This window comes from Labrenzia sp. THAF187b, assembly GCF_009363375.1.
In the GTDB taxonomy this organism is placed as follows: Bacteria; Pseudomonadota; Alphaproteobacteria; order Rhizobiales; family Stappiaceae; genus Roseibium; species Roseibium algicola.
This window is the reverse complement of sequence record NZ_CP045344.1, coordinates 3,644,154-3,665,537: the sequence shown is the minus strand read 5'-3', so window position 1 is coordinate 3,665,537 and position 21,384 is coordinate 3,644,154. Positions and strand designations below refer to the sequence as shown.

The following is a 21,384-nucleotide window of genomic DNA, read 5'->3' as shown; positions in this document are numbered from 1 at the left end:
CTGAGTGAATATCCTGTTCGTCATGTACGACCAGCTGCGCTTCGACTATCTGAGCTGCGCGGGACACCCGTATCTGCACACCCCGAATTTTGACCGGGTTGCCGCCAGGGGCGTGCGCTTTACCAATGCCTATGTGCAATCTCCCATATGTGGCGCCAGCCGGATGAGCTTCTACACCGGGCGCTATGCGTCCTCCCATGGGGCACAGTGGAATGGCTTCCCGCTCCGGGTCGGCGAACACACGCTCGGCGATCACCTGCGCAAGTCCGGCATGGACTGCTGGCTTATCGGCAAGACGCACATGAAGGTGGATGCGGAAGGCATGACCCGGCTCGGGCTGTCCCCGGACAGCATCATAGGCGCCCGGCAGGCCGAGTGCGGATTTGATGTCTGGGTGCGGGACGACGGGCTCTGGGGCGAAGGGCCGGACGGCTTTTATGACGAAAAACGGTCGCCTTACAACGAATACCTCAAGTCCCGTGGTTATGCGGGAGAGAACCCCTGGGCGGATTTCGCCAACGCCGGCGTCGAAAACGGCGAGAAGGCGTCCGGCTGGATGTTCGACAATGCGGACAAGCCCGCCAATATTCGCGAGGAAGACAGCGAAACACCCTGGCTGACGACCCGCACGATCGAATTCATCGAACAGGCGAAAGCCCCATGGTGCGCGCATGTCAGCTACATCAAGCCCCATTGGCCATACATCGTGCCGGCGCCCTACCACGACATGTACGGGCAGAACCATGTTCCCGCAGCGGTCCGCGCCGATGTCGAGCGCGACAACGCCCACCCTGTCTACGCGGCTTTCATGGCCAACAAGATCGCAGCTGCCTTTCAGCAGGAAGATGTGCGCCGAAAGGTCATTCCCGCCTACATGGGCCTGATCAAGCAATGCGACGACCAGCTCGGCAGGCTCCTGGACTACCTGGAAGAGACCGGCCGGATGGAGGACACGATGATCGTGCTCACCTCCGACCACGGCGATTATCTCGGTGACCACTGGCTCGGCGAAAAGGACCTGTTCCACGAGCCTTCGGTCAAGATCCCGATGATCGTCTATGATCCGCGCTCCGAAGCCGATGCCACAAGAGGCACCACCTGCGACGCACTGGTGGAGGCGATCGACCTTGCCCCGACATTTCTGGAAGCTGCCGGCGGGGCCGAAGTCGGTCACATCCTGGAAGGCCGCAGTCTGAGCCCCTGGCTGCGCGGGGAGACGCCCGACTGGCGAGAGGCGGTCATCAGCGAATACGACTATTCCGTCACCCCCATGTGCGCCTCCCTTGGCGTCAGCACCTGGGATGCCCGTCTCTTCATGGTGTTCGACGGCCGCTTCAAGCTGATCCATGCCGAAGGCGGTTTCCGGCCGATGCTGTTCGACCTGCAGAACGATCCCGACGAATTCCACGACCTGGCCAAGACGGACGACCATGAGGCCGAGATCGCCCGCATGTACGACCTTCTGGCCCGCTGGGGCCGGCGTATGTCGCAGCGCGTGACGCGGTCGGATGCCGATATCGCCGCCATGCGCGGCAAGTCCGCCCGGCGCGGTATTCTTCCGTTCCTGAAGGATGGATCGGAAGTGCCGGAGGAACTGACCGAGGCCTATCGCGGCCCTGCCCTGCAGGATCATGTTTCGCCCGAAAAGGGAGGACGTTGAGGTGAGCACGGCAACAGGCGACGCCCCGGCTATTGCCCGTAGCGACAAGTGGATTGCCGACTGTCTCGCCGTGCTTTTCGTGCTCGTGATCGTTACATATGCGGCCTCCGGCCCGATCACGGATTTTGTCCGCTGGTTCATCGAGACCACAACACAAGGCTTCGATGAACTGTCGCGCCGCGATCAGCGCGCCCTGTTGCGTGATCATTGGATGGGTGCCGGTTACCGCTCGTTCGAACGATCCTTCCTGCTGCCGACCGGGCTGATCATCGGCCTGCCAATCGTCTTTTCCTTTGCCATCTGTCTGCTGACACTGCACCGGGGCCGCGCCTGGCGCTGGCTCAACTGGGCGCTGACGCTGCTTGCGCTCGCCGCCTTTGTGTCCTGGATGCTGAAGATCTTCGCGACCGACGGCGGGGCACTGCCAAGCGCCAGCCCCATCGACTTCGTGATGTTCCCGATCGCCTCCGCCATTACGCTTTATCTGACCTGGCGCATGTTCGGCGGCTTCATCGTCGCCTTCTGCCTGTTCTGGGTGGTCTATTTCTTCATTCGCGGCTACCTGCCGGACTGGACCGGCATTCTGGCCGGATCCGACTCCACATTCGGGCAGAGCCTGCGCGCCATGGTGTTGAACTTCTGGGCCCAGACCGGAGGCCAGTTCGGTCAGCCCCTGCAGGTCGTGTCCGGCAGCGTGCTGATCTTCATCGTTTTCGGTGCGGTGATGATGGCTTCGGGCGCGGGCGACCTGCTGATGAAGATCGCCAACCGGCTCACCGGAGGGCTCGTCGGCGGTGCCGCTCACGCGGCGGTCGCCTCCTCCGCCCTATTCGGCACGCTCTCCGGCGCGGCCATCTCCAACGTCGTCTCCACCGGCGTGATGACCATTCCGGTCATCAAGAAATCCGGCTTCAAGCCCGCCTTTGCCGGCGCCGTGGAAGCTGCCGCCTCCACCGGCGGTCAGATCATGCCGCCGGTGATGGGGGTCGTCGCCTTCTTCGTCGCCGGGCAGATCGGGCTGGAATACCGCTACATCGTCGTGTCGGCCATCCTGCCCGCGATCATGTTCTATTTCGCTACCTTCCTGACCGTCTATTTCGAGGCCCGGCGTCTTGGCATCGGGGCCCTGCCGAAGGAGCAACGGCCGCCGCTGACAGGCAAGGAATGGGTGCAGTGCCTTGTCTTTGTCGTGCCGCTGGGTGTCCTTACCTATTTCCTGTTCAGCCAGCCGTCCGTACCCAAGGCGGGGTTCTACGGCTTTGTTGCCGCCATCGTCTCCGCGCTGGTCCTGTTCAGCGAATTCCGGTCCCGCACACGCCTCTGGCAGGCGTTCGTCAACGCGGGTCGCATGGCAGCTACAATCGTCGTCATCGTTACGGCTATCGGACTGATCGTCGGCCTGATCCAGGTGTCCGGTTTTGCCGGCCGCCTTGCGCTGTTGCTGACACAGCTGGCCAGTGGGCCGTTGCCGCTCGTACTCATCGTCGTTGCCCTCGGCGCCATCGTGCTCGGCATGGGTCTGCCGCCTGGCGCGACCTATTTCATTATCGTGATCGCGCTCTCTTCCGGCATTGATGCGGTTGGTATCCCCGAACTGACGCTGCACCTGTTCGTGGTCTTCTTTGCGGTCATGTCCACGGTTACCCCGCCCGTTGCGCTCGCCGCCTTTGCCGCCGCCCCGATTGCCGGGGCCGACCCGATCCGCACGGGTTTCGAAGCCGCCCGGATCGGCATTGCCGGCTTCCTGATTCCCTTTGTCTTCGTCTATCACCCGGCGGTTCTCTACAAGCTGCAGGTGCTGTTCGCCTGGTTCGGCACCGGCGCGCCGGACAGCAAGGCGATGGTCGATCTCGCGACAGTCTCCTGGGGAGCGTTCTTCTGGATCATCGCCGCTTTCGCGCTCGCCATGTGGTCGATCGCTTCCGCTTTGGCCGGGTTCGACCGGGGGCGCCTGCCGTACTGGGAGCGTATTTTGCGCATTTGCCTCGGCCTGCTGGTTCTGGTGCCGAATGTGGCCATTGCCGGTGCAGCCGCGGTTCTGATCCTGGCGGACCTCGCCTTTCACGCAATGCGGCACCGGAGCCCTGCCGCCGCGCCCAATCCATCACAATGAAAAGAGCAATTTTCCACGGGAGGACGGAATGAAACGATTTGCCTTTACAGCCCTTGCGGGCCTGATACTGGCCGGCTCTGCGTCGGCTCAAGACACCACGCTCAAGATGCAGACCATCGAGCCAAGCCTCGGTCAGGCAATCACCATGGCGACCTTCGCCAACATCGTGACGAACAAGCTCGATGATGTTTCCATCGAAGTCGCAGGCGGCGGCGCGGCAACGCTTCACCAGATGGAAACCGCTCGCGGCAATCTCGACATGTACATGATCTCGCCGACCATCCACATCCTGATGAGCAACGGTGCGGCCATGTACAAGAACGAGCCGGAAGCCCCGGAACTTGCCAAGAATGTGCAGGTGCTGATGTGGTTCCCCTACGGCCAGTATCACTTCGCCGTTCGTGGTGACAGCGACATCACCGTTCTGGACGACATCGAAGGTGCAACGGTCTTCCTCGGACCGCAAGGAGGCGGTGCTTACAACGCAGCCAAGGGCTGGATCGAGGCCACCACCGGACTAGTCGCCGGTGAGGACTACGACGCCATCAAGGCAAACTGGGCGACCGGCTTCCAGTCCTTCCTGGACGGCAAGGTGGAAATGTATGTCAACGGTTGCATCGACCCGTGCCAGCAGTTCATCCAGTTCACCGAAACCGAGACAGTCCGCTTCATCGGACCGGAAGACGATCAGGGTGAAGAGGTCGACAAGTTCCTCGGCAAGTTCCGCCAGCGGGCTGAAATTCCGGCAGGTCTCTACGAGAATCAGGTGAATGACGGTCCGGTCATGTCGAACGACACGGCAGTGGGGATCGGTGTGCGTGCGGACCTTGACGAAGAACTCGTCTACCGGATCACCAAGGCCTTCTGGGAAAACCTTGGCAGCATCACAACCGATGCCCCCTGGGCCAAGGCCTTGTCGCCAGACTATGCTGCACAGACACTCGGCACGGCCACGTTCCACCCGGGCGCTGCCCGTTACTACAAGGAAATCGGGGTTCAATAACCGGCGTTAGCCCTGACCGACGAATAGCGGCCGGGCAAATCCACCAAGACCGGGGGTCTCCAGCCGTGAGCGCAGACCCCCGGCAAAGTTGCATCTATCGTTTTTCCGCCAAAACGTTGTACCTTTGTCAGTGTCGGCTGGGGGCAGCGGAAGATACCTGAGACTTTTTACGCGGAAGGTATTGATATGACTGTAACTCTGGATATTCAGCAACCACAGCCGTTCGATTTGGTGGGATCAAGAATACTGATCGCGGGCAATGCGACCGCATTCGAAGGAACCTTGAGCATTCGGGTTTCCGAAGGTCACGACGAATATGCCTCCTTCACCCAGGTCGGCTCACTCGGCCTCAAGCAGTTCCAGGGATATATCGATATCCCGGACACCAACCAGTTTCAGCTCAATCGCCTGTTCCTGACCCTGGCCGACGACACCGGCAACGAAAATGGCCCGTCCGTCGTCATCCCTGTCCTGTTCGGCCCCAGGATCCTGGCGGGATACGGTGGCTGGCAGCCCTACACGGTGAAGTCGGGTGATACCCTGACCAAGATCGCGCAAGACCAGTATGGCAACGGCGACTATCAACCGATCTTCGATGCCAACCAGCACATCCTAAGCAGTCCAAACGTTATTTTCCCGGGTCAAGTTCTTCGAATACCGCGAAACGACATCTGACGCCCGGCATCCGTCTCAAACAAGGGCCGGCAAAAAGAAAAGGCCCGCCAGAGGCGGGCCTTTCCGTCAAACCGTATTCGGCGCTGATTAGCGCGAATAGAACTCAACCACCAGGTTCGGTTCCATCTGTACCGGGTACGGTACGTCAGAGAAGCCCGGAACGCGGGAGTAGGTCGCGGTCATCTTGTTGTGGTCGACGTCGATATAATCCGGAACATCACGCTCTGCGGACTGGGTTGCTTCCAGAACCAGGGCGAGCTGCTTGGACTTCTCACGAACTTCGATCACGTCACCCGGACGGATCTGGTAGCTCGAGATGTTGACGCGCTTGCCGTTCACCTTCACGTGGCCGTGGTTGATGAACTGACGTGCTGCGAAAACGGTCGGGACGAACTTCGCACGGTAGACGATGGCGTCCAGACGGCGCTCCAGCAGGCCGATCAGGTTTTCGGAAGTGTCACCCTTCATACGGGACGCTTCAGCATAAACCTTGCGGAACTGCTTTTCGGAAATGTTGCCGTAGTAGCCTTTCAGCTTCTGCTTTGCGCGGAGCTGAACACCGAAGTCGGACAGCTTGCCCTTGCGGCGCTGGCCGTGCTGACCCGGGCCGTATTCACGCTTGTTGGCCGGGCTCTTCGGACGACCCCAGATGTTTTCGCCCATCCGGCGGTCAATTTTGTACTTAACGCTATGGCGCTTCGACATCGCGGTTTCCTTTGAATTCGCGTTGTTATTTAAAAGGAAACGCGCCCTCCTTTATCGTCACAACCCGTCTTGCGACGGAAAGGTCAGATCGACAGGGACCCGGCTAGACGGCGCCGGCCGGATGCCCACGGGTGCGTAGATCCGGAAGACATTGTCTGCCGGACCGCGCGGAGATACAGGCAGAGCCTTGAAATGTCAATCCGTGCACCCGGTCCGCTTCGGAAAAGACCCGCCGAACCCGGCCAATTCTGCTTATTTTGTCGGACAAGCAGGCATATTTAACGGTTCAGATGGAATTCATTGCCATAATTTATGACGTAGCGTCCACAAAATGGGGAAAACAATGCATACATTTAGAGATTTTTAATTGCAGCTTTTCACTATGCAATCGCCGTTGCAACCATAGCGAATAATATCAGTGCAACGGACTGTTCCGAGACCCCATCAAACAACGGAAGCTTATCGGCCGGACCTCGGCAATAGGATCTAGAATGTCAGCGAATCGTCAACCAGTTCTTCAGACAGTTCCGGAAGCGCCCGGCTTGCTCTGTCGTACGCCGAAGGACACGCTGGCGAAACTGGATTATGCCCTTCAGCCGGTCGTCGATATCGGCACCGGTGTTGTTTACGGCTATGAGGCCCAGATCCGGAACTGCGATCTTGTCGGTGCGCAATCGCCTGACGAACTGATCGATTTTGCCCACGCCGAAGGGTATCTGCCCCAGTTGGAAGCCCATCTTCTGGAAAAGGCGATGAACCGCTTCGGCAGTTTGAAGATCGCCCAGGGCACCAAACTCTATTTCAAGCTGGATGGACGCGACCTCGGCCAGGACAACGATCCGCGCATGCGGCTGGCAGGCCTTGTGGCGGAAGCCGGCTTGCAGGTGAACCAGATCTGCCTGGAATTTTCCGAGCGGCACCAGCAGACCTTCACCGACGTTACCCACCACGCCGTCAACGATCTGCGCCAGTTGGGCTTCCTGATCGCGCTTGACGATTTCGGCCGGGGCTCCTCCGAGCTGCGGCTGCTGCACGACATGTCGCCCGACTACGTCAAGATCGACCGTTTCTTCCTGAACGGCATCGATTGCGACGCAAGGCGCAAGCTGTTTGTCACCACGGTGGCCAACCTGGCGCACGTGCTGGGCGCAAGGGTGATTGCCGAAGGTGTTGAAACGGAGAGCGAGTTCAAGGCCTGCCGGGAAGCCGGCTGCGACCTGATCCAGGGCTACTTCGTCGCCAAGCCGTTCCAGGAAGCCTCTTCCGCCAAGCTCTTTTATGACCATGTGCGCGCGCCGGGTGTCGGCCGCAAGCGCCGGGAGGAGCTGGACCGGATCCGCAACGAGCTGATCAAGGTACCGACCATCCAGTCGAACGCTTCCATGAACGACCTGCTCGACATGGTGGTCCATAACCAGGAGGCCAGTGTGGTTCCGGTTGTGGATGCCAACAACGAGCCGCGCGGCCTGATCCACGAACGCGACCTGAAGGCCTATCTTTATGCGGGCGCACCGGACGACGACGATGCCAAGGCGGCCCTCGATTTCCCGCTGCGCTCTTTTGTGCGCGCCTGCCCGATCGCCGACATCGATTCCAATGCCGACATGCTGCTGGTGACCTTTGCCTCCTCTATCAATTCGGATGGCATCATCATCACCGAGAACTTCCGCTATGCCGGTTTCCTGTCAGCCACGTCTCTCCTGAAGATCATTCACGAAAAGCGTCTTCAGGAAGCGCAGGACCAGAACCCGCTGACCCGCCTGCCCGGCAATGGCGCCATTTCAAGGTTCATCGCCGAAAGCGGGCGCAAAGGCACGTACGACCGGCACATGTGTTATTTCGACTTCGATAACTTCAAGCCGTTCAACGACACCTATGGCTATCGCCAGGGCGACCGGGCGATCATTCTGTTCAGCGAACTGCTGCAGCGTCATATTTCGGGGTCAGGCACGTTTTACGGCCATATCGGCGGCGACGATTTCTTCGCCGGTTTCCAGAATGTCGACCAGACCGATGTTGCTGCGCGCATGCTGGCGCTGAAACGTGCATTCCGCCTGGATGTGGAAAGCTTCTATGAACCCGAGCACCGGGAACGCGGCTTCATCGAAGCCCAGGACCGCTTCGGCACGACGCGGCAGTTCCCGCTGCTGCAGTGTTCCATATCGATCCTCAGCCTGCCCAAGGGCCTGACGCTGCATCCCGATACGCTCAACCACGAGATCATGGAACTGAAGCGCGCCGCCAAGCGCTCCGACGACGGCCTGGCCGTCAAATGCCTGGCTGCGTGAGGCCAAGCCAAACGTCTACCCTTCCCAGGGAACACGTTCCGTTTTCTCACCTGACCGGTGGGACACGGCACTGAGCGCACTTCTCAAAGGCGCGCGCGTTCGGGATGATGCCTAACGTTGCTGTGTGGCTCGGTTCGTCGAAAAGATCCGGGCGACCGATGGCCAGGGGAAAAAGGCCTTTGTGACTATGCTGCCAATCAGTCCAGCACCAGACCGAACCCGGCCAACAGCCGTGACACCCCCGCATCCTTCGTACCGGAGGTGAAGATCGCCCGATCTGGCAGATGGCGCGAAGGCTCACTTGCGGCCCCCTCCCCCAGAACACGGACCAACTGGCGGGCAATGGCTTCCGCGGGATCCAGCCAGTCGACCGGCCAGGGAGCAATCCTGCGGAAACGGTTGGCAAGAAACGGATAATGGGTGCATGCCAGCACGACGATGTCGGTTCGCTTGCCGTCCTGTTCCAGGAAACAGTCAGAGATTTCCGGCAGAAGATCTGCGTCGGAGACAGTGTCACCACGCAGGTGTTTTTCGGCCAGTTCCGCCAGCTTGTCCGATCCGACAAGCCGGACATGGCACTGGCTGGCAAAACTCTCGATCAGGCTACGTGTGTAGGTTCTGCGCACCGTGCCCGGCGTTGCCAGAACCGAGATCAGCCCGGATGAGGTGCGCTCCGCCGCCGGCTTGATTGCCGGAACAGTACCGACAAAAGGCACGTCAGGATGTCTCTCGCGCAAGGCGTCCCCTGCGAGGGTGAAGGCTGTATTGCAGGCGATCACCACCGCCTTGGGGCCGTGTTCGGCAATCAGATCGTCGAAAAGGGATACGATCCGTTCTTTCAATTCCGCTTCCGGCCAGCGGCCGATGGGAAAGGCCGCATCGTCGGCGACATAAAGGAGCGGCTCATAAGGCAGCAGATATCGCGCTTCGCGCAGCACCGTGAGCCCGCCAAGACCTGAATCGAAAAAGAGTACCGGCCCCGAACCCTGCAAGATCTGCCTCTATTCTTCGCTGCCTGAACCTGATCTGTCCTTGCGCGGTCGCGTTTCCCGTTTTTCCAGCGAGGCCACGACACCACGCAGCGCGCGCACTTCCTGGTCGGTCAACTCCGCCTTCTGGAAGATGTTGCGCAGCGTGCGCACCATATGCGGCCGCCGCTCCGGCGGACGGAAGAAGGTAGCCTTGTCGAGTGCCCCTTCCAGGTGCTCGAAGAAACGCAGCACTTCGTCCTTCTTCGCCGGAGGATGCACTTCTTCCGACAGGATAAAGGGCAATGCGCCGGACGTCGCGGTCTTGCGCCATTCATAGGCACACACCAGCACTGCCTGCGCAATGTTCAGCGAGGCAAAATCCGGATCGACAGGCAGCGTGACGATCTCGTCGGCGAGAGCAACTTCCTCGTTGTTGAGGCCCCAGCGCTCTCGGCCGAACAGATAACCGGTCGCGGCGCCCTGTTCTCCAAGTTCGACGGATTTTTTGGCAGCTTCATCAGGCCCCCGCACAGGCTTGGGCACTTCGCGCGAGCGGGCCGTGGTGGCGAAGACGAATTGCAGATCGGCAATAGCCGCTTCGACACTGTCGAAAACCTGCACCTTGTCGATGACGTGATCCGCCCGGCTTGCCGCGGCTCTTGCCTTCTCACTCGGCCAGCCGTCGCGCGGATTGACGATCCGCAGATCCACCAGACCGAAATTCGCCATCGCCCTTGCCGCCGTGCCGATGTTCTCGCCAAGCTGCGGCTCGCAAAGGATCACCGCCGGCGGCTTGGCCGTCACGGCGCGGGCTTCGTCTCTGATGTGTGCATTCTTGCTCATGAAGCGGGGATGTAACGGAAGGAACGCCCGATGAAAAGACTTAAAGGAAAGGCCACGCGCCACAGGATTGTGCATTCGGACGCCAATCGGCCCCTCTCGCAAAAGGGCGTGCGAAAACCTGCCGCTTTCCGGCGGAAAGGATGTAAAACCAAAAGGCACAACGGGAGTGAACAGGAATGCCCATGCCGCAAACCTATTTCCGCGCATCGGTGGAGTTTGATGCCTTCATCCAGGATGTTCGTGATACCTGCATGCTGCAGACCCATCATCAGGCCTATCACACGCTACGCGCCGTCCTGCATACCTTCCGCGATCATCTGACGACGGAACAGGCCCTTGCTTTCGCCAATATTCTTCCGGCCGTGACCCGGGCGATTTTCGTCGAGGACTGGCATCCGTCCGGCCTGTTGCCACCTGCCTTCCCTGACCGGGAAACACTGATCCGCGAAGTCAAGTCGGTCCGCCGGCATCACAACCTGGCACCGAACAGCGCAATTGAGGATATCGCGGCGGCCCTGCGCCGGTCTTCAATCGACGAGCGGGAGCTCGACCGGGTGCTGGCAGGCTTTCCCGAAGGCGCTTCCGCGTTCTGGCAACCGGAGAGCGTCGAAGCCTGAGATTGAAGCATGCGCGAATGGATTGCCCAACGCCTTCCGAAGGCCTGGAAGTCCAGACATCCTGAAATCACGCGATTACCCCTAAGATTAAACAACACTGCAAATATTACCCAGGGACACAACCATCTTATTGTTAATATTTGAGATAAATTGCAGGAAAGATACAATCTCAACTTTACACACCCTCAATAAGTGCATGGGATACTGCTTTTCACGCTTCAATTAGGGTGTATTTCGTGCGGAAATCAGCAATCATCTTCCGGACTTATTGTCCAGCAGTTTCAATGCTTTGCGTTGCCGTGTTGTTCAGTGCGGGACTGCTTGTGACAAAGAACGCCGGTGCGGTGGGACTGCAGGCAGTGGCTGTATTTCCGCCCTGGTTTTCTGAACGACAAAGCTTCACTTCGGTAGCGCTTACCGGAGCCCCCATCGCAGCACCCGGACCTTTCGACTGGATGGTGGTTGCCATTCCGCAATCCGCGCAACAGTCGCAAAGTCTGAAATCTTCCAACGCACTTTTTCTGCTCAATGCCGAATTTGCACGGTTGTGCGGTATCGACCAGCACGGCCCCAGACTATCGGAGGCACGACCGGTCGAATGAAACCTTCGTTTATGAATAATTTCTGGGTCGATGTTTCGGCACTGAACGTGCAGCGACTTCGCCAGGCTGTGAGCTGGATTCTCGTCTGGTACTTCTGGCTGGCTGCAGCAATAGCCGTTATCGCATCTTATCTTACCGGCGGCTCAGTGCTTTTTGTTGCCCTTCCTCTGGCCTTGATCGGTGCCGTCACGACGGCAACTGTCATGGCCGACGCGTCGGCCTTGCGCACGCGGCTGATCGTGACCGTCGCGATCAATTCCACATGGATGTTCGGGCTCTACGTCGCCTCCGACATCCACAATGGCGAGTATATGCTTGAAGTGCATATGCTTTATTTCATCAATACGTCGATCATCATTGCCTACGTCTGCTGGCGATCGGTGCTGATGACCACTGTTGCCGCCCTTGTCCATCATTCGGTGCTGACGCTCCTCCACCCGGAACTTGTCTGGCCTTCCTCCAGTTATTCCTGGTGGCATCTGATGAACCACTACATCCTGGGAACAATCAATTGCCTGGGCGGCATCTATATTGCCGCTTCACTCAAGAGATTTCTCGACCACATGGAAAGCGCAAGGCTTGAAGCGCACCATCGCTCTATCCACGACGACCTGACCGGCCTGCTGAACCGCCGCGGACTTCGCCACGCCATCGGAAAGCTGCGCCAGGACGACGGCACCCTGCCCGACATGACCCTGTTCCAGATCGACCTGGACGGTTTCAAGAACATCAATGACACAGTCGGCCATGCAGCCGGCGACAAGCTGCTTGTGCTGGTGGGGGAAAGACTGAATGCGATTGCTCCCGTCAACTCGATCATCGCTCGTATTGGCGGCGATGAATTCGTGGTGGCGTCTCCTGCGATCGGCGCAGACCAGCAAACCGATTTCCTTGAGGGACTGAAAAGCTGGATGCAACGTCCCCATGTCGTCTCGAAAACCAAGCTTCGCGTGGGCGCCTCGGTTGGTGTAACCCATTCCAGCATAAGCGGTGGCAAGCTCGACAGCATGATGGTCGACGCGGACATCGCGCTTTACGAAGCCAAGAAGGCCGGAAAGAACAGGGCTGTGATGTTCAATCCAGGCCTGAAGAAAGATGCGCAGCATCTGATGAAAACCGCCGAAGCGGTCCTCTACGGGTTGGAAAACGACGAGTTCGAGCCTTATTTCCAGACCCAGCATGACACACGGACAGGTGCTATTGTCGGGATTGAAGTGCTCGCCCGCTGGAACCATCCCAAGCAGGGCATTCTCGGTCCCGCAGCTTTCCTGGACGCGGTTCAGGAAGCGGGCAAGGCGGCTGCCTTCGACAGCCACATCATGTCGAAAGCGCTCGATCTTATCCTGGCCCAGGAACGCACGGGGGTCGTTTTTCCGAAGGTGAGCTTCAACGTCAGCTACCAGAGGCTGGCGGAACCCGGACTTGCCGAATACATCCAGAACCTGCCAAAGGTCCGTGCCGAAATCGCATTCGAGCTGGTCGAGTCGGTCTTCTTCGATACGCTGTCGGACGATGAAGTCGAAACCGTCAACGCCCTGCGCAAGCTCGGCATTCGAATAGAAATCGACGATTTCGGTACCGGCCATGCATCGATTATCGCGCTGACAAAGCTTAAACCCGATCTTCTGAAGATCGACCGGGCCCTGATTTCTCCGCTGTCCAGCAATCCGGAGCAGTTCAAGCTGATCAAGACAATCGTCGACATGGCACACGGGCTCGGCATCGAAGCCCTTGCCGAAGGGGTCGAAACGGAAGACTCGATCAACAAGCTGCGCATGCTCGGTGTAAATTACGTTCAAGGATATGCCTTCAGCAAACCAATGAACATTGCCGACCTGCAAGGCTTCCTCGTTCGCAAGTCAGCCTGACGCAGACCGTCCCTTCCTTCAGCCTGATGGATATTCCGGCCCCGGTCGGAACGTTTCCGGCAGATCGCCCGTAACTGCCGGCCAACCTCCGTCGGAACGCCAGTCTGCCCGGTTCAAATCAGGCTCGGGCCGATGCCACTCCCTCCACTCCTGATTGCCTTTTCCGGCGGCTTTGCTAGAACACCTGCGGACTTCACAGCCTTCGCCTTCCGGAGGGCTTTCAATTGATTGCGTACAATTGTATACGCATGTCGAAATTCATCGGGAGCGGTCCCGCACCACTCCTTTGACCAATGTTCGAACGCTAGGAAATGTGACTGTCATGGCCGACATTATCTACACCAAGGTCGACGAAGCACCGGAACTGGCCAGCGCCTCGTTCCTGCCGATCATCCGCTCCTTCACCAAGGCAGCCGGTTTGACCGTCGGTACCAAGGATATCTCCCTCGCAGGCCGTATCCTGGCGAACTTCCCCGAGTATCTGACGGACGCACAGAAGCAGTCCGACGATCTTGCGGTCCTCGGAGAAATGGTCAAGCAGCCGGACGCCAATGTCATCAAGCTGCCGAACATCTCGGCATCGCAGCCGCAGCTCAACGCCGCCATCAAGGAACTTCAGGCCCAGGGTTACAAGCTGCCTGAGTATCCGTCCGAGCCGAAGACGGACGAGGAAAAGACCGTCAAGGCCAAGTATGACGCGATCAAGGGTTCTGCCGTGAACCCGGTGCTGCGCGAAGGCAACTCCGACCGCCGCGCGCCGAAAGCCGTCAAGGAATACGCCAAGAAGAACCCTCACCGCATGGGTGAATGGCTGCCGTCTTCCAAGACCCACGTCGCCACCATGGGTGAAAACGACTTCTTCTCCAACGAAAAGTCGGTGACCGTTTCTGCCGGCTCCGCAGGCAAGGCGAAGATCGAATTCGTCGGCAAGAACGGAACCGCAACGGTTCTCAAGGGCGACTTTGCCCTGGACGAAGGCGACGTCGTCGACGGCACCTACATGAGCGCCAAGGCGTTGTTCGCTTTCCTGGAAAAGGAAATCCAGGATGCCAAGGACATGGGTATCCTGTTCTCGCTGCACATGAAGGCAACCATGATGAAGGTCTCCGACCCGATCATCTTCGGTTACTGTGTGCGGGCGTTCCTGAAGGACGTCTTCGACAAGCACGCCGCAACCTTTGCCGAACTCGGCGTCAATCCGGACCTCGGCATCGGTGATCTGGAAGCCAAGGTCGCCACGCTGCCGGCAGACAAGGCCGCCGAGATCAATTCCGACATCAAGGCCGCTCTCGACAACGGCCCGGCCATGTACATGGTGAACTCCGACAAGGGCATCACCAACCTGCATGTCTCTTCCGACGTCATCATCGACGCCTCCATGCCGGCGCTGATCCGCGCAGGCGGCAAGGGCTGGGGCCCGGACGGCAAGGAAGGCGACGCCAAGTGCGTGATCCCGGACAGCTCCTATGCCGGCGTCTACTCCGCCGTGATCGACTTCTGCCGTGAAAACGGCGCGCTCGATCCGGCCAAGATGGGCACCGTGCCGAACGTCGGCCTGATGGCCCAGAAGGCCGAAGAATACGGCTCGCATCCGCAGACCTTCAAGGCGCCGGCTGACGGCACCATCCGCATCGTCGACGCTGCCGGCAACACCCTGATCGAACATGCCGTTGAAGAAGGCGACATCTGGCGCGCATGCCGCACCAAGGACGCGCCGATCCGCGACTGGGTCAAGCTCGGCGTCACCCGCGCTCGTCTGTCCGGCATGCCGGGCGTCTTCTGGCTGGACAAGACCCGCGCTCATGACGCGGAACTGATCAAGAAGGTGGAAGCCTATCTGCCGGAACACGACACTTCCGGTCTCGACCTGCAGATCATGGCTCCGGCCGATGCGGCGAAGTATTCCACCGAGCGTATCGCCCGCGGCGAAGACACGATCTCCATCACCGGCAACGTGCTGCGTGACTACCTGACCGACCTCTACCCGATCCTGGAAGTCGGCACCTCGGCCAAGATGCTGTCCATCGTTCCGCTGATGAACGGTGGCGGTCTTTTCGAAACCGGTGCAGGCGGCTCCGCTCCCAAGCACGTTCAGCAGCTGATGGAAGAAAACTACCTGCGCTGGGACAGCCTGGGCGAGTTCTGTGCCCTCGGTGCATCGCTGGAACACCTGGCGAACGTCAAGGGCAACGACAAGGCACAGGTTTTGGCGGACGCGCTTGACAAGGCCGTCGAGAAGCTGCTCGACAACGACAAGTCCCCGTCCCGCAAGGTCGGTGGCCTGGACAACCGCGGCAGCCACTTCTACGTCGCGCTTTACTGGGCACAAGCACTGGCAGCACAGGACAAGGACGCCGAGCTGAAGGCGCATTTCGCACCGATCGCCGAAGCGCTCTCTTCCAAGGAAGATGCCATTGTTGCCGAGCTCAACGGCGTTCAGGGTTCACCCGCCGACACCGGTGGCTACTACCATGCTCCGCAGGAAAAGGTGAACGCCGTCATGCGTCCGAGCGCAACGCTCAACGCCATTATCGGTTGATTTGCAAATACACCCTTGGGTAGAAGTAGGGCGGCTCCGGCCGCCCTCTTTTTTGCGCCAGGGAGCTCATTTCAAATGGTCCTTCAAAACCAGAACCATCAGCCGGTTGTCCGGAATGGAGCCGGGGAAGAGTTCATTCTCTTCTCGGCGACAAACGACCCGCAATCAGCCAAATGGTGGCCGGACACGAGTTTTCTGGTGCATGCACTCAGCGATGGCGATTTTTCGACCCTGCGCGGTGCCATACAGCTCATGGACGATGAGCACGAACCAGTCTTTCTGACAGGGCCCGGCAGCGTCACGAACGAACTTTATGCCCGTCTGGAACACCTCGGCTACATGAGAACCACGGAAAAGCCCCTGCCCGATGAGCTGCAGGGGCACCTGATCGAACGCGGCCTGACCGACTACGGCAAGGAACATATCGCCGACTTTGTAATCGCCCAGCGCATCCAGATGGAAGAGCTGGATGGCAACAGGGAAACGCTGGAAGACTTCTGCACGAAATTCGACAATCTGCGGGAGCATCACACGGGTTTCCCGCTCGAGGCGCTGCACACCTTCCGGATGTTCTTTTCCGATCCCCGCTACGATTTCGATCTGGACCAGTCTTCGAACTATCTTTTCCGCCTCTACAAGATGTTCGGCATTGTGGAGATCTCCGACGAAGGCGTCGCACGCGCAAGCCGTTTCGGCTCCATGAATGTGCCGTTTCTGTTCGATCTCCTTCTCAACGAGCGTGGGGCAACAGTCAGACACTAGCCCCGAAAAGCGCTAATGCCTGGGTGCAGGACATTCTCGGGGGCTCATGACGCAAGGTTACCTTAGTTGACCTTCCCGTGCAGCAGATCCGGGCCCGGGTCTTTGCTGCGCTTCGTGCGGGGGAGACGATTTGAGGCTGGCAACGAAAAAGGGCGGCTCACCGAGCCGCCCGTTTTTGCCGACACCGCTTATCCGCGGATGAATGCCAGAACGTCGTTGTTGAACTCCTCGGCCTGCAATTGAGCAAGTCCGTGGCCGCCGCCTTCATAGATCTTCAAGGTGGCATCATCGACGATTTCCGCCGCCCGGTGGGCAGAAGCCTTGATGGGCACGATCTGGTCGTCGTCGCCATGCACGATCAGCGTTGGCACCTTGATGGCCCTCAGGTCACCGGTGTAGTCGACTTCCGAGAACTCGCGGATACAGTCGTACTGACCCTTGATGCCGCCGGCCATGCCCTGCAGCCAGAAGCTTTCCTGCAGACCCTCGTTGGTGTCGACCCCATCGCGGTTGAAACCGTAGAACGGCACCGTCAGATCCCTGAAGAACTGCGACCGGTTGTAGGCGGTCCCCTGGCGAATACCGTCGAACACCTCCATCGGCGTGCCGTCCGGATTGTCTGCCGTTTTCAGCATCAGCGGCGGCACAGCACCGACGAGAACGACCTTGGCGACCCGGTCATTGCCATGCCGGCCAACATAATGGGCAACCTCGCCACCACCGGTGGAATGACCGATCAGGATCACGTTCTTCAAATCCAGATGCTCGATCAGTTCGGCAAGATCGTCCGCATAGCGGTCCATGTTGTTGCCGTCCCAGGGCTGGCTGGAGCGGCCGTGGCCGCGGCGGTCATGGGCAATCACCCGAAAACCGTTCTGGCCGAAAAACAGCATTTGCGCGTCCCAGGCATCAGCCGACAGCGGCCAGCCATGGGAGAAGACGATCGGCTGACCCTGCCCCCAGTCCTTGTAGAAAAGCTCTGCGCCATCGGATGTCGTGAAAGTCGTCATTTTCAGATTCTCCTGTTCAAGCAGTTGTTTTGCGGCACCGAACTTCGGCGCCATCACCAGACCGAGCCCAAGGACACCGCCGCCAATCAGCGCCTGGCGACGGTTGACCTGCGGCCCAACGATCTTGTTTTCCATCGGATGATCTCCATTTAACTCGTGTACGATTTAATCGTGTGCGATGTATATGTATCGGCAAGTTCGCTCTGTCAACGCTTGCCAAGAAAAAAAATGCTGCTTAGGAACGTTTCATGTCAGAACGCACTGAAAACAAGGGCGCCTCGAAGCCCTTGAAGAACACCGGCCCGGACGCCTTAGGCGGAGATCTCGACGATTTTCTCTGTTTTGCCGTCTATGAGGCCAATCTGGCCTTCAATCACCTTTACCGGTCTTTGCTGGAGGAGCTCGGCCTCACCTATCCGCAGTATCTGGTGATGACCCTGCTTTGGCGCAGAAACGAGAGGACGGTCAAGGATATCGGCGATGCGCTCAGCCTGGAATACAACACGCTGACACCGATGATTAAACGCCTGGAAGCAATGGAGCTTGTCTCCCGCGTCCGCGATCTGGAGGACCAGCGCGTCGTCAATGTCTGCCTGACAGCCAAGGGTAAAGCGCTTCGGGAAAAGGCGGCTGCCGTGCCGCAGTGTGTGGCTGAGGCATCCGGTCTTTCGGAAAAGGCTTTCGAGGATTTGAAATCCGCCCTCGACACATTGCGGTCCAACCTGAAATCCACGGGAGACCGGACTTGAACAACCTCACAGGCAACATCACCGCCATCCTCTTCGACAAGGACGGCACCCTGCTGGATTTCGACGCGACATGGGCACCGGCCTATCGCGAAACCTCGCTCCATGCAGCCAGAGGCGACCGCGCCCTGGCCGACAGGTTGCTGGAACAGACCGGCATGGATCTGGTGACCGGAAAGTCCGCGGCTGGGTCCCTGCTTGCAGCCGGCAACTCTGCGGAAATCGCGGCGGCCTGGATTGCCTGCGGTGCTGATTTTCAGGAAGGCCCGCTGACCGCAGATCTCGACCGGGTATTCATCGGCTGCATGCATGATGCAGCACCGCTCCCCGGCATTCCTGATGCGGTCGAGACCTTGAGCGGAACCGGGTTCACTTTGGGTGTTGCCAGCAGCGACAGCGAAGCGGCCATTAGGGCCTTTCTCGCCGGCACCGGGCTTGCGCCCCGTTTTGCCTTCGTCACGGGTTACGACACGGGTTTTGGCCCGAAGCCGGAACCGGGCATGGTTCGCGGCTTTGCGGAGGCAACAGGTCTTGCAGTGGACCGGATCGCCGTTGTCGGCGACAACACGCATGATCTGGAAATGGCCCGTTCGGCGGGCGCCGGACTATGTATCGGTGTCCTGACGGGCACAAGCGCGCGCCACGACCTGGAAACCCTGGCGGATGCCGTTCTCGAGAGCGTTGCCGATCTGCCGGCCTATCTGGCCGCCAACTGATTCACATCAGGCTGGCACTGCCGGGCCCTGCCGTCGCACTTGTCCGGGCGTCTGGTTGAATTGACGCTTGAAGGCCCGGTTAAAGGCGGCTTCCGAGCTGTAGCCGATGTTTTCGGCAATATCGATCAGGGGCAGATCCGTCTCCCGAATGTCGCGCCGTGCCCGTTCCATGCGCCAGTGGGTGACATAGGCCAGCGGCGTCATGCCGACGAGGTTCGTAAACCTGTCTGCAAAAACCGTCCGGGACATGCCAGCCTCCCGGGCAAGGCTCTCCACCGTCCAGGGCTTTTCCGGCGCCAGATGGATCTTGGACATGCTGCGCCCGAGCTTCGGGTTGAGCACAGCCGCCAGGCATCCGGCCCTGTCCCCCTCCCTGTCGACGAACGTTCGCACCACCTGGATGAAGATGATCTCCGTCAACCGGTGGATGATCGCCTCGGACCCCGGCTGCCCGGCGCGCACCTCGCTGGCAACAAATCGCATCACTGCTTCCAGCCAGAAGGCGTTCATCGTCTGTGTGTTGGGCAGATGAATGACGGCGGGCAAGGCATCGAGCAGCGGATGGACCGAGCCTTCCTCGAATTCGAAATGGCCACAGAACAGTTTACAGGCCAGCTCCTCGTCCGGACCGCCGTAATAGAGCGCGCCTTCCCCCGTATAACCGGATTGCCGCACGACCTCGTCCACTTCGGCCGCGGGACGGTCCGGTTCATCGCTCAGGATATGAGCGGCCCCGTGCGGAATGACGGCGAGATCGCCGGTCGCAAGGCGGATCGGCTTTTCAACACCATCCACCGCCAGCCAGCAGCCACCACGCATTGCCATGTGAAACCGCGCGACATTGCCGAAGGCCGGCACCCGCACGGCCCAGGGCGGCGAAAAGCAGGTATGGAAATAGACGGATCCTCGTAGCTTCAAGGCATCCAGGATCTGGGTCAGGGCGTCATGTTTCATGAAAGGCCGGTTCCGGTTGAAGTGCTACTCCCGCATTTTTGCCTCAACACCGCAAAGCGCAAGGCTCCCGGACGATCGGTCAATTTTCAGGGACTTTCGTGCATGGATAGAACCGAAGTCGACCAACATCTTTGGGCTCGTGGGCAATTCGCCCGCATGAAACCAACCTGGAGCACCTGAAAGATGTCTGTTCGCTTCGTCACCAAGACCATGCACGCCTATCTCGATTATCCCGTCGCGATCGGCCTTATTTCCCTGCCCGTATTCCTTGATCTCGGCCAATCCAACCCGATCGCCTTCTGGCTATCGTTCCTGACAGGCTTTGCGGCCCTGGCGCTGACGATCCTGACAGATCACCAGACCGGCATCATCCGCATTCTGCCCTATTCGGTTCATCTGGCGGTCGATTTTGCCGTCGGCATCGTGTTCCTGGCAGCTCCCTTCGCACTTGGCTTCACCGGCCTCGACTTCGCCTATTACCTGGTAAACGCCATTGCCGTTCTGACAGTGGTCAGCCTTGCCAAACCGCAGGAAACGGTTGCGCAGGCCGCCTGACAGCCCCCCTTCAGCGCACAATGACACCGGCCTTCACGCCGGTGTTTTTTTGAGCTGCAATCCGGACGATCTGCAAATCTTCGGGAACTTGCGAACATGGAGACGCCTCAGCTTCGGACGCAAGGTAGAGACACCGGAGCAAATCCGGCCTTCAACCTTCACACTCTTTCAGGAGTAGAACATGTCCTTGATGAAATCCGCCATTGCCGCAACGCTGCTGTCTCTTGCCGCTCTGTCGGCCCCGGCAATGGCCGCGGACGAATACAACACCTCCAGCGGCCTGACCGCCGCCGGCAGCCCGCTCGGTCTTCATGGTGTCGACCCCGTGGCCTTTGTCAGCCTGGGCAACCGGATTGACGGAACCGCACAATATACGGCCGTCCACGACGGTGTTGCCTACTACTTCGCATCGCAGGAAGCCATGGATGCCTTTACCGCGCATCCGGATCAGTACCTGCCGCAAAACGGCGGCTTCTGCACCTTCGGTGTTTCAGTCGGCAAGAAGTTCGACGGCGATCCGCAGTTCGCGGCCGTTGTCGACGGCAAGCTTTATCTGTTCCTGAACGAGGCCATCTTCCGCGAGTTCCAGAAAGACCAGTCCGGTACCATCGCCAAGGCGGAAGCCAACTGGAAGAAGATCCGCTCCACCGAGGCAACGAAGCTCTGATTGTTCGTTGTCAAGGCGTCGTCGGAACGACAAACAAAAAGGGCGGCCCCGGGGCCGCCCTTCGTGACTTGAATTCAGCAAAAAGCCGAA

19 protein-coding genes are annotated in these 21,384 nt (G+C 59.4%); 14 read left to right on the top strand and 5 right to left on the bottom strand.

Annotation, left to right across the window (positions count from 1 at the left end):
• The first annotated feature begins 4 nt into the window (after positions 1–4).
• The 4 genes from FIV03_RS16805 to FIV03_RS16790 all read left to right on the top strand — a co-directional run bounded on the left by FIV03_RS16805 (position 5) and on the right by FIV03_RS16790 (position 5,451).
• A complete protein-coding gene (locus FIV03_RS16805; protein WP_152510363.1) occupies positions 5–1,660 on the top strand; it encodes a sulfatase-like hydrolase/transferase in 1,656 nt (551 codons plus the stop codon).
• 1 nt (position 1,661) lies between these two features.
• On the top strand, positions 1,662–3,773 hold the full coding sequence (locus tag FIV03_RS16800; RefSeq protein WP_173013874.1) for a TRAP transporter fused permease subunit: 2,112 nt from the start codon (positions 1,662–1,664) through the stop codon (positions 3,771–3,773).
• A gap of 28 nt (positions 3,774–3,801) precedes the next feature.
• Positions 3,802–4,776: a TAXI family TRAP transporter solute-binding subunit gene (locus FIV03_RS16795; RefSeq protein ID WP_152510361.1), complete on the top strand. Its 975-nt coding sequence runs from the start codon at positions 3,802–3,804 to the stop codon at positions 4,774–4,776.
• Positions 4,777–4,962: 186 nt separating this feature from the next.
• Entirely contained in the window at positions 4,963–5,451 is a 489-nt protein-coding gene (locus tag FIV03_RS16790) for a LysM peptidoglycan-binding domain-containing protein (protein WP_152510360.1), read from the top strand.
• Between the two features lie 87 nt (positions 5,452–5,538).
• Here the strand turns inward: FIV03_RS16790 and rpsD are convergent, their stop codons facing one another.
• Positions 5,539–6,156, bottom strand: a complete 618-nt coding sequence (rpsD, locus tag FIV03_RS16785; RefSeq protein ID WP_023000837.1) for a 30S ribosomal protein S4 — start codon at positions 6,154–6,156, stop codon at positions 5,539–5,541.
• A 491-nt stretch (positions 6,157–6,647) separates the two neighbouring features.
• Here rpsD and FIV03_RS16780 point away from each other — a divergent pair, with 491 nt between their 5' ends.
• Positions 6,648–8,444 (top strand): EAL domain-containing protein, encoded by a 1,797-nt coding sequence (locus tag FIV03_RS16780; protein WP_152510359.1) that lies wholly within the window; start codon positions 6,648–6,650, stop codon positions 8,442–8,444.
• Positions 8,445–8,641: 197 nt separating this feature from the next.
• Here the strand turns inward: FIV03_RS16780 and murI are convergent, their stop codons facing one another.
• Positions 8,642–9,436 carry a glutamate racemase gene (murI, locus tag FIV03_RS16775; RefSeq protein ID WP_152506181.1) on the bottom strand — a complete coding sequence of 265 codons (795 nt, stop codon included), beginning with the start codon at positions 9,434–9,436 and terminating at the stop codon, positions 8,642–8,644.
• 9 nt (positions 9,437–9,445) lie between these two features.
• Complete coding sequence (locus FIV03_RS16770) at positions 9,446–10,258, bottom strand: RNA methyltransferase (RefSeq protein ID WP_023000834.1); 813 nt, start codon at positions 10,256–10,258, stop codon at positions 9,446–9,448.
• 176 nt (positions 10,259–10,434) lie between these two features.
• Here FIV03_RS16770 and FIV03_RS16765 point away from each other — a divergent pair, with 176 nt between their 5' ends.
• The 5 genes from FIV03_RS16765 to FIV03_RS16745 all read left to right on the top strand — a co-directional run bounded on the left by FIV03_RS16765 (position 10,435) and on the right by FIV03_RS16745 (position 16,646).
• Positions 10,435–10,875, top strand: coding sequence for a DUF2267 domain-containing protein (locus FIV03_RS16765; protein WP_152510358.1), 441 nt, complete (start codon positions 10,435–10,437; stop codon positions 10,873–10,875).
• Positions 10,876–11,198: 323 nt separating this feature from the next.
• Positions 11,199–11,477: a hypothetical protein gene (locus tag FIV03_RS16760; RefSeq protein ID WP_152510357.1), complete on the top strand. Its 279-nt coding sequence runs from the start codon at positions 11,199–11,201 to the stop codon at positions 11,475–11,477.
• Between the two features lie 11 nt (positions 11,478–11,488).
• Positions 11,489–13,345, top strand: coding sequence for a bifunctional diguanylate cyclase/phosphodiesterase (locus tag FIV03_RS16755; RefSeq protein ID WP_173013873.1), 1,857 nt, complete (start codon positions 11,489–11,491; stop codon positions 13,343–13,345).
• 313 nt (positions 13,346–13,658) lie between these two features.
• The gene (locus FIV03_RS16750) at positions 13,659–15,884 is read left to right on the top strand and encodes an NADP-dependent isocitrate dehydrogenase (RefSeq protein WP_353622172.1); all 2,226 of its coding nucleotides are present in this window, start codon (positions 13,659–13,661) and stop codon (positions 15,882–15,884) included.
• A gap of 75 nt (positions 15,885–15,959) precedes the next feature.
• Entirely contained in the window at positions 15,960–16,646 is a 687-nt protein-coding gene (locus FIV03_RS16745) for a hypothetical protein (RefSeq protein WP_152510354.1), read from the top strand.
• Between the two features lie 188 nt (positions 16,647–16,834).
• Here the strand turns inward: FIV03_RS16745 and FIV03_RS16740 are convergent, their stop codons facing one another.
• Complete coding sequence (locus FIV03_RS16740) at positions 16,835–17,656, bottom strand: alpha/beta hydrolase (protein WP_152511957.1); 822 nt, start codon at positions 17,654–17,656, stop codon at positions 16,835–16,837.
• A gap of 248 nt (positions 17,657–17,904) precedes the next feature.
• Between FIV03_RS16740 and FIV03_RS16735 the strand changes: the two genes are divergently transcribed.
• Together FIV03_RS16735 and FIV03_RS16730 are read left to right on the top strand one after the other, a co-directional pair.
• Positions 17,905–18,405 carry a MarR family transcriptional regulator gene (locus FIV03_RS16735; RefSeq protein WP_152510353.1) on the top strand — a complete coding sequence of 167 codons (501 nt, stop codon included), beginning with the start codon at positions 17,905–17,907 and terminating at the stop codon, positions 18,403–18,405.
• Positions 18,402–19,118: an HAD family hydrolase gene (locus FIV03_RS16730; RefSeq protein ID WP_152510352.1), complete on the top strand. Its 717-nt coding sequence runs from the start codon at positions 18,402–18,404 to the stop codon at positions 19,116–19,118. Before FIV03_RS16735 ends, FIV03_RS16730 begins: the two co-directional genes overlap by 4 nt.
• Positions 19,119–19,124: 6 nt before the next feature.
• On the opposite strand, the gene FIV03_RS16725 is transcribed toward FIV03_RS16730, so the two are convergent.
• Complete coding sequence (locus FIV03_RS16725; RefSeq protein ID WP_152510351.1) at positions 19,125–20,072, bottom strand: AraC family transcriptional regulator; 948 nt, start codon at positions 20,070–20,072, stop codon at positions 19,125–19,127.
• A 183-nt stretch (positions 20,073–20,255) separates the two neighbouring features.
• Here FIV03_RS16725 and FIV03_RS16720 point away from each other — a divergent pair, with 183 nt between their 5' ends.
• Positions 20,256–20,627, top strand: a complete 372-nt coding sequence (locus FIV03_RS16720; protein ID WP_152510350.1) for a hypothetical protein — start codon at positions 20,256–20,258, stop codon at positions 20,625–20,627.
• A 181-nt stretch (positions 20,628–20,808) separates the two neighbouring features.
• Positions 20,809–21,294 (top strand): YHS domain-containing (seleno)protein, encoded by a 486-nt coding sequence (locus FIV03_RS16715; protein ID WP_023000823.1) that lies wholly within the window; start codon positions 20,809–20,811, stop codon positions 21,292–21,294.
• The last annotated feature ends 90 nt before the right edge of the window (positions 21,295–21,384 follow it).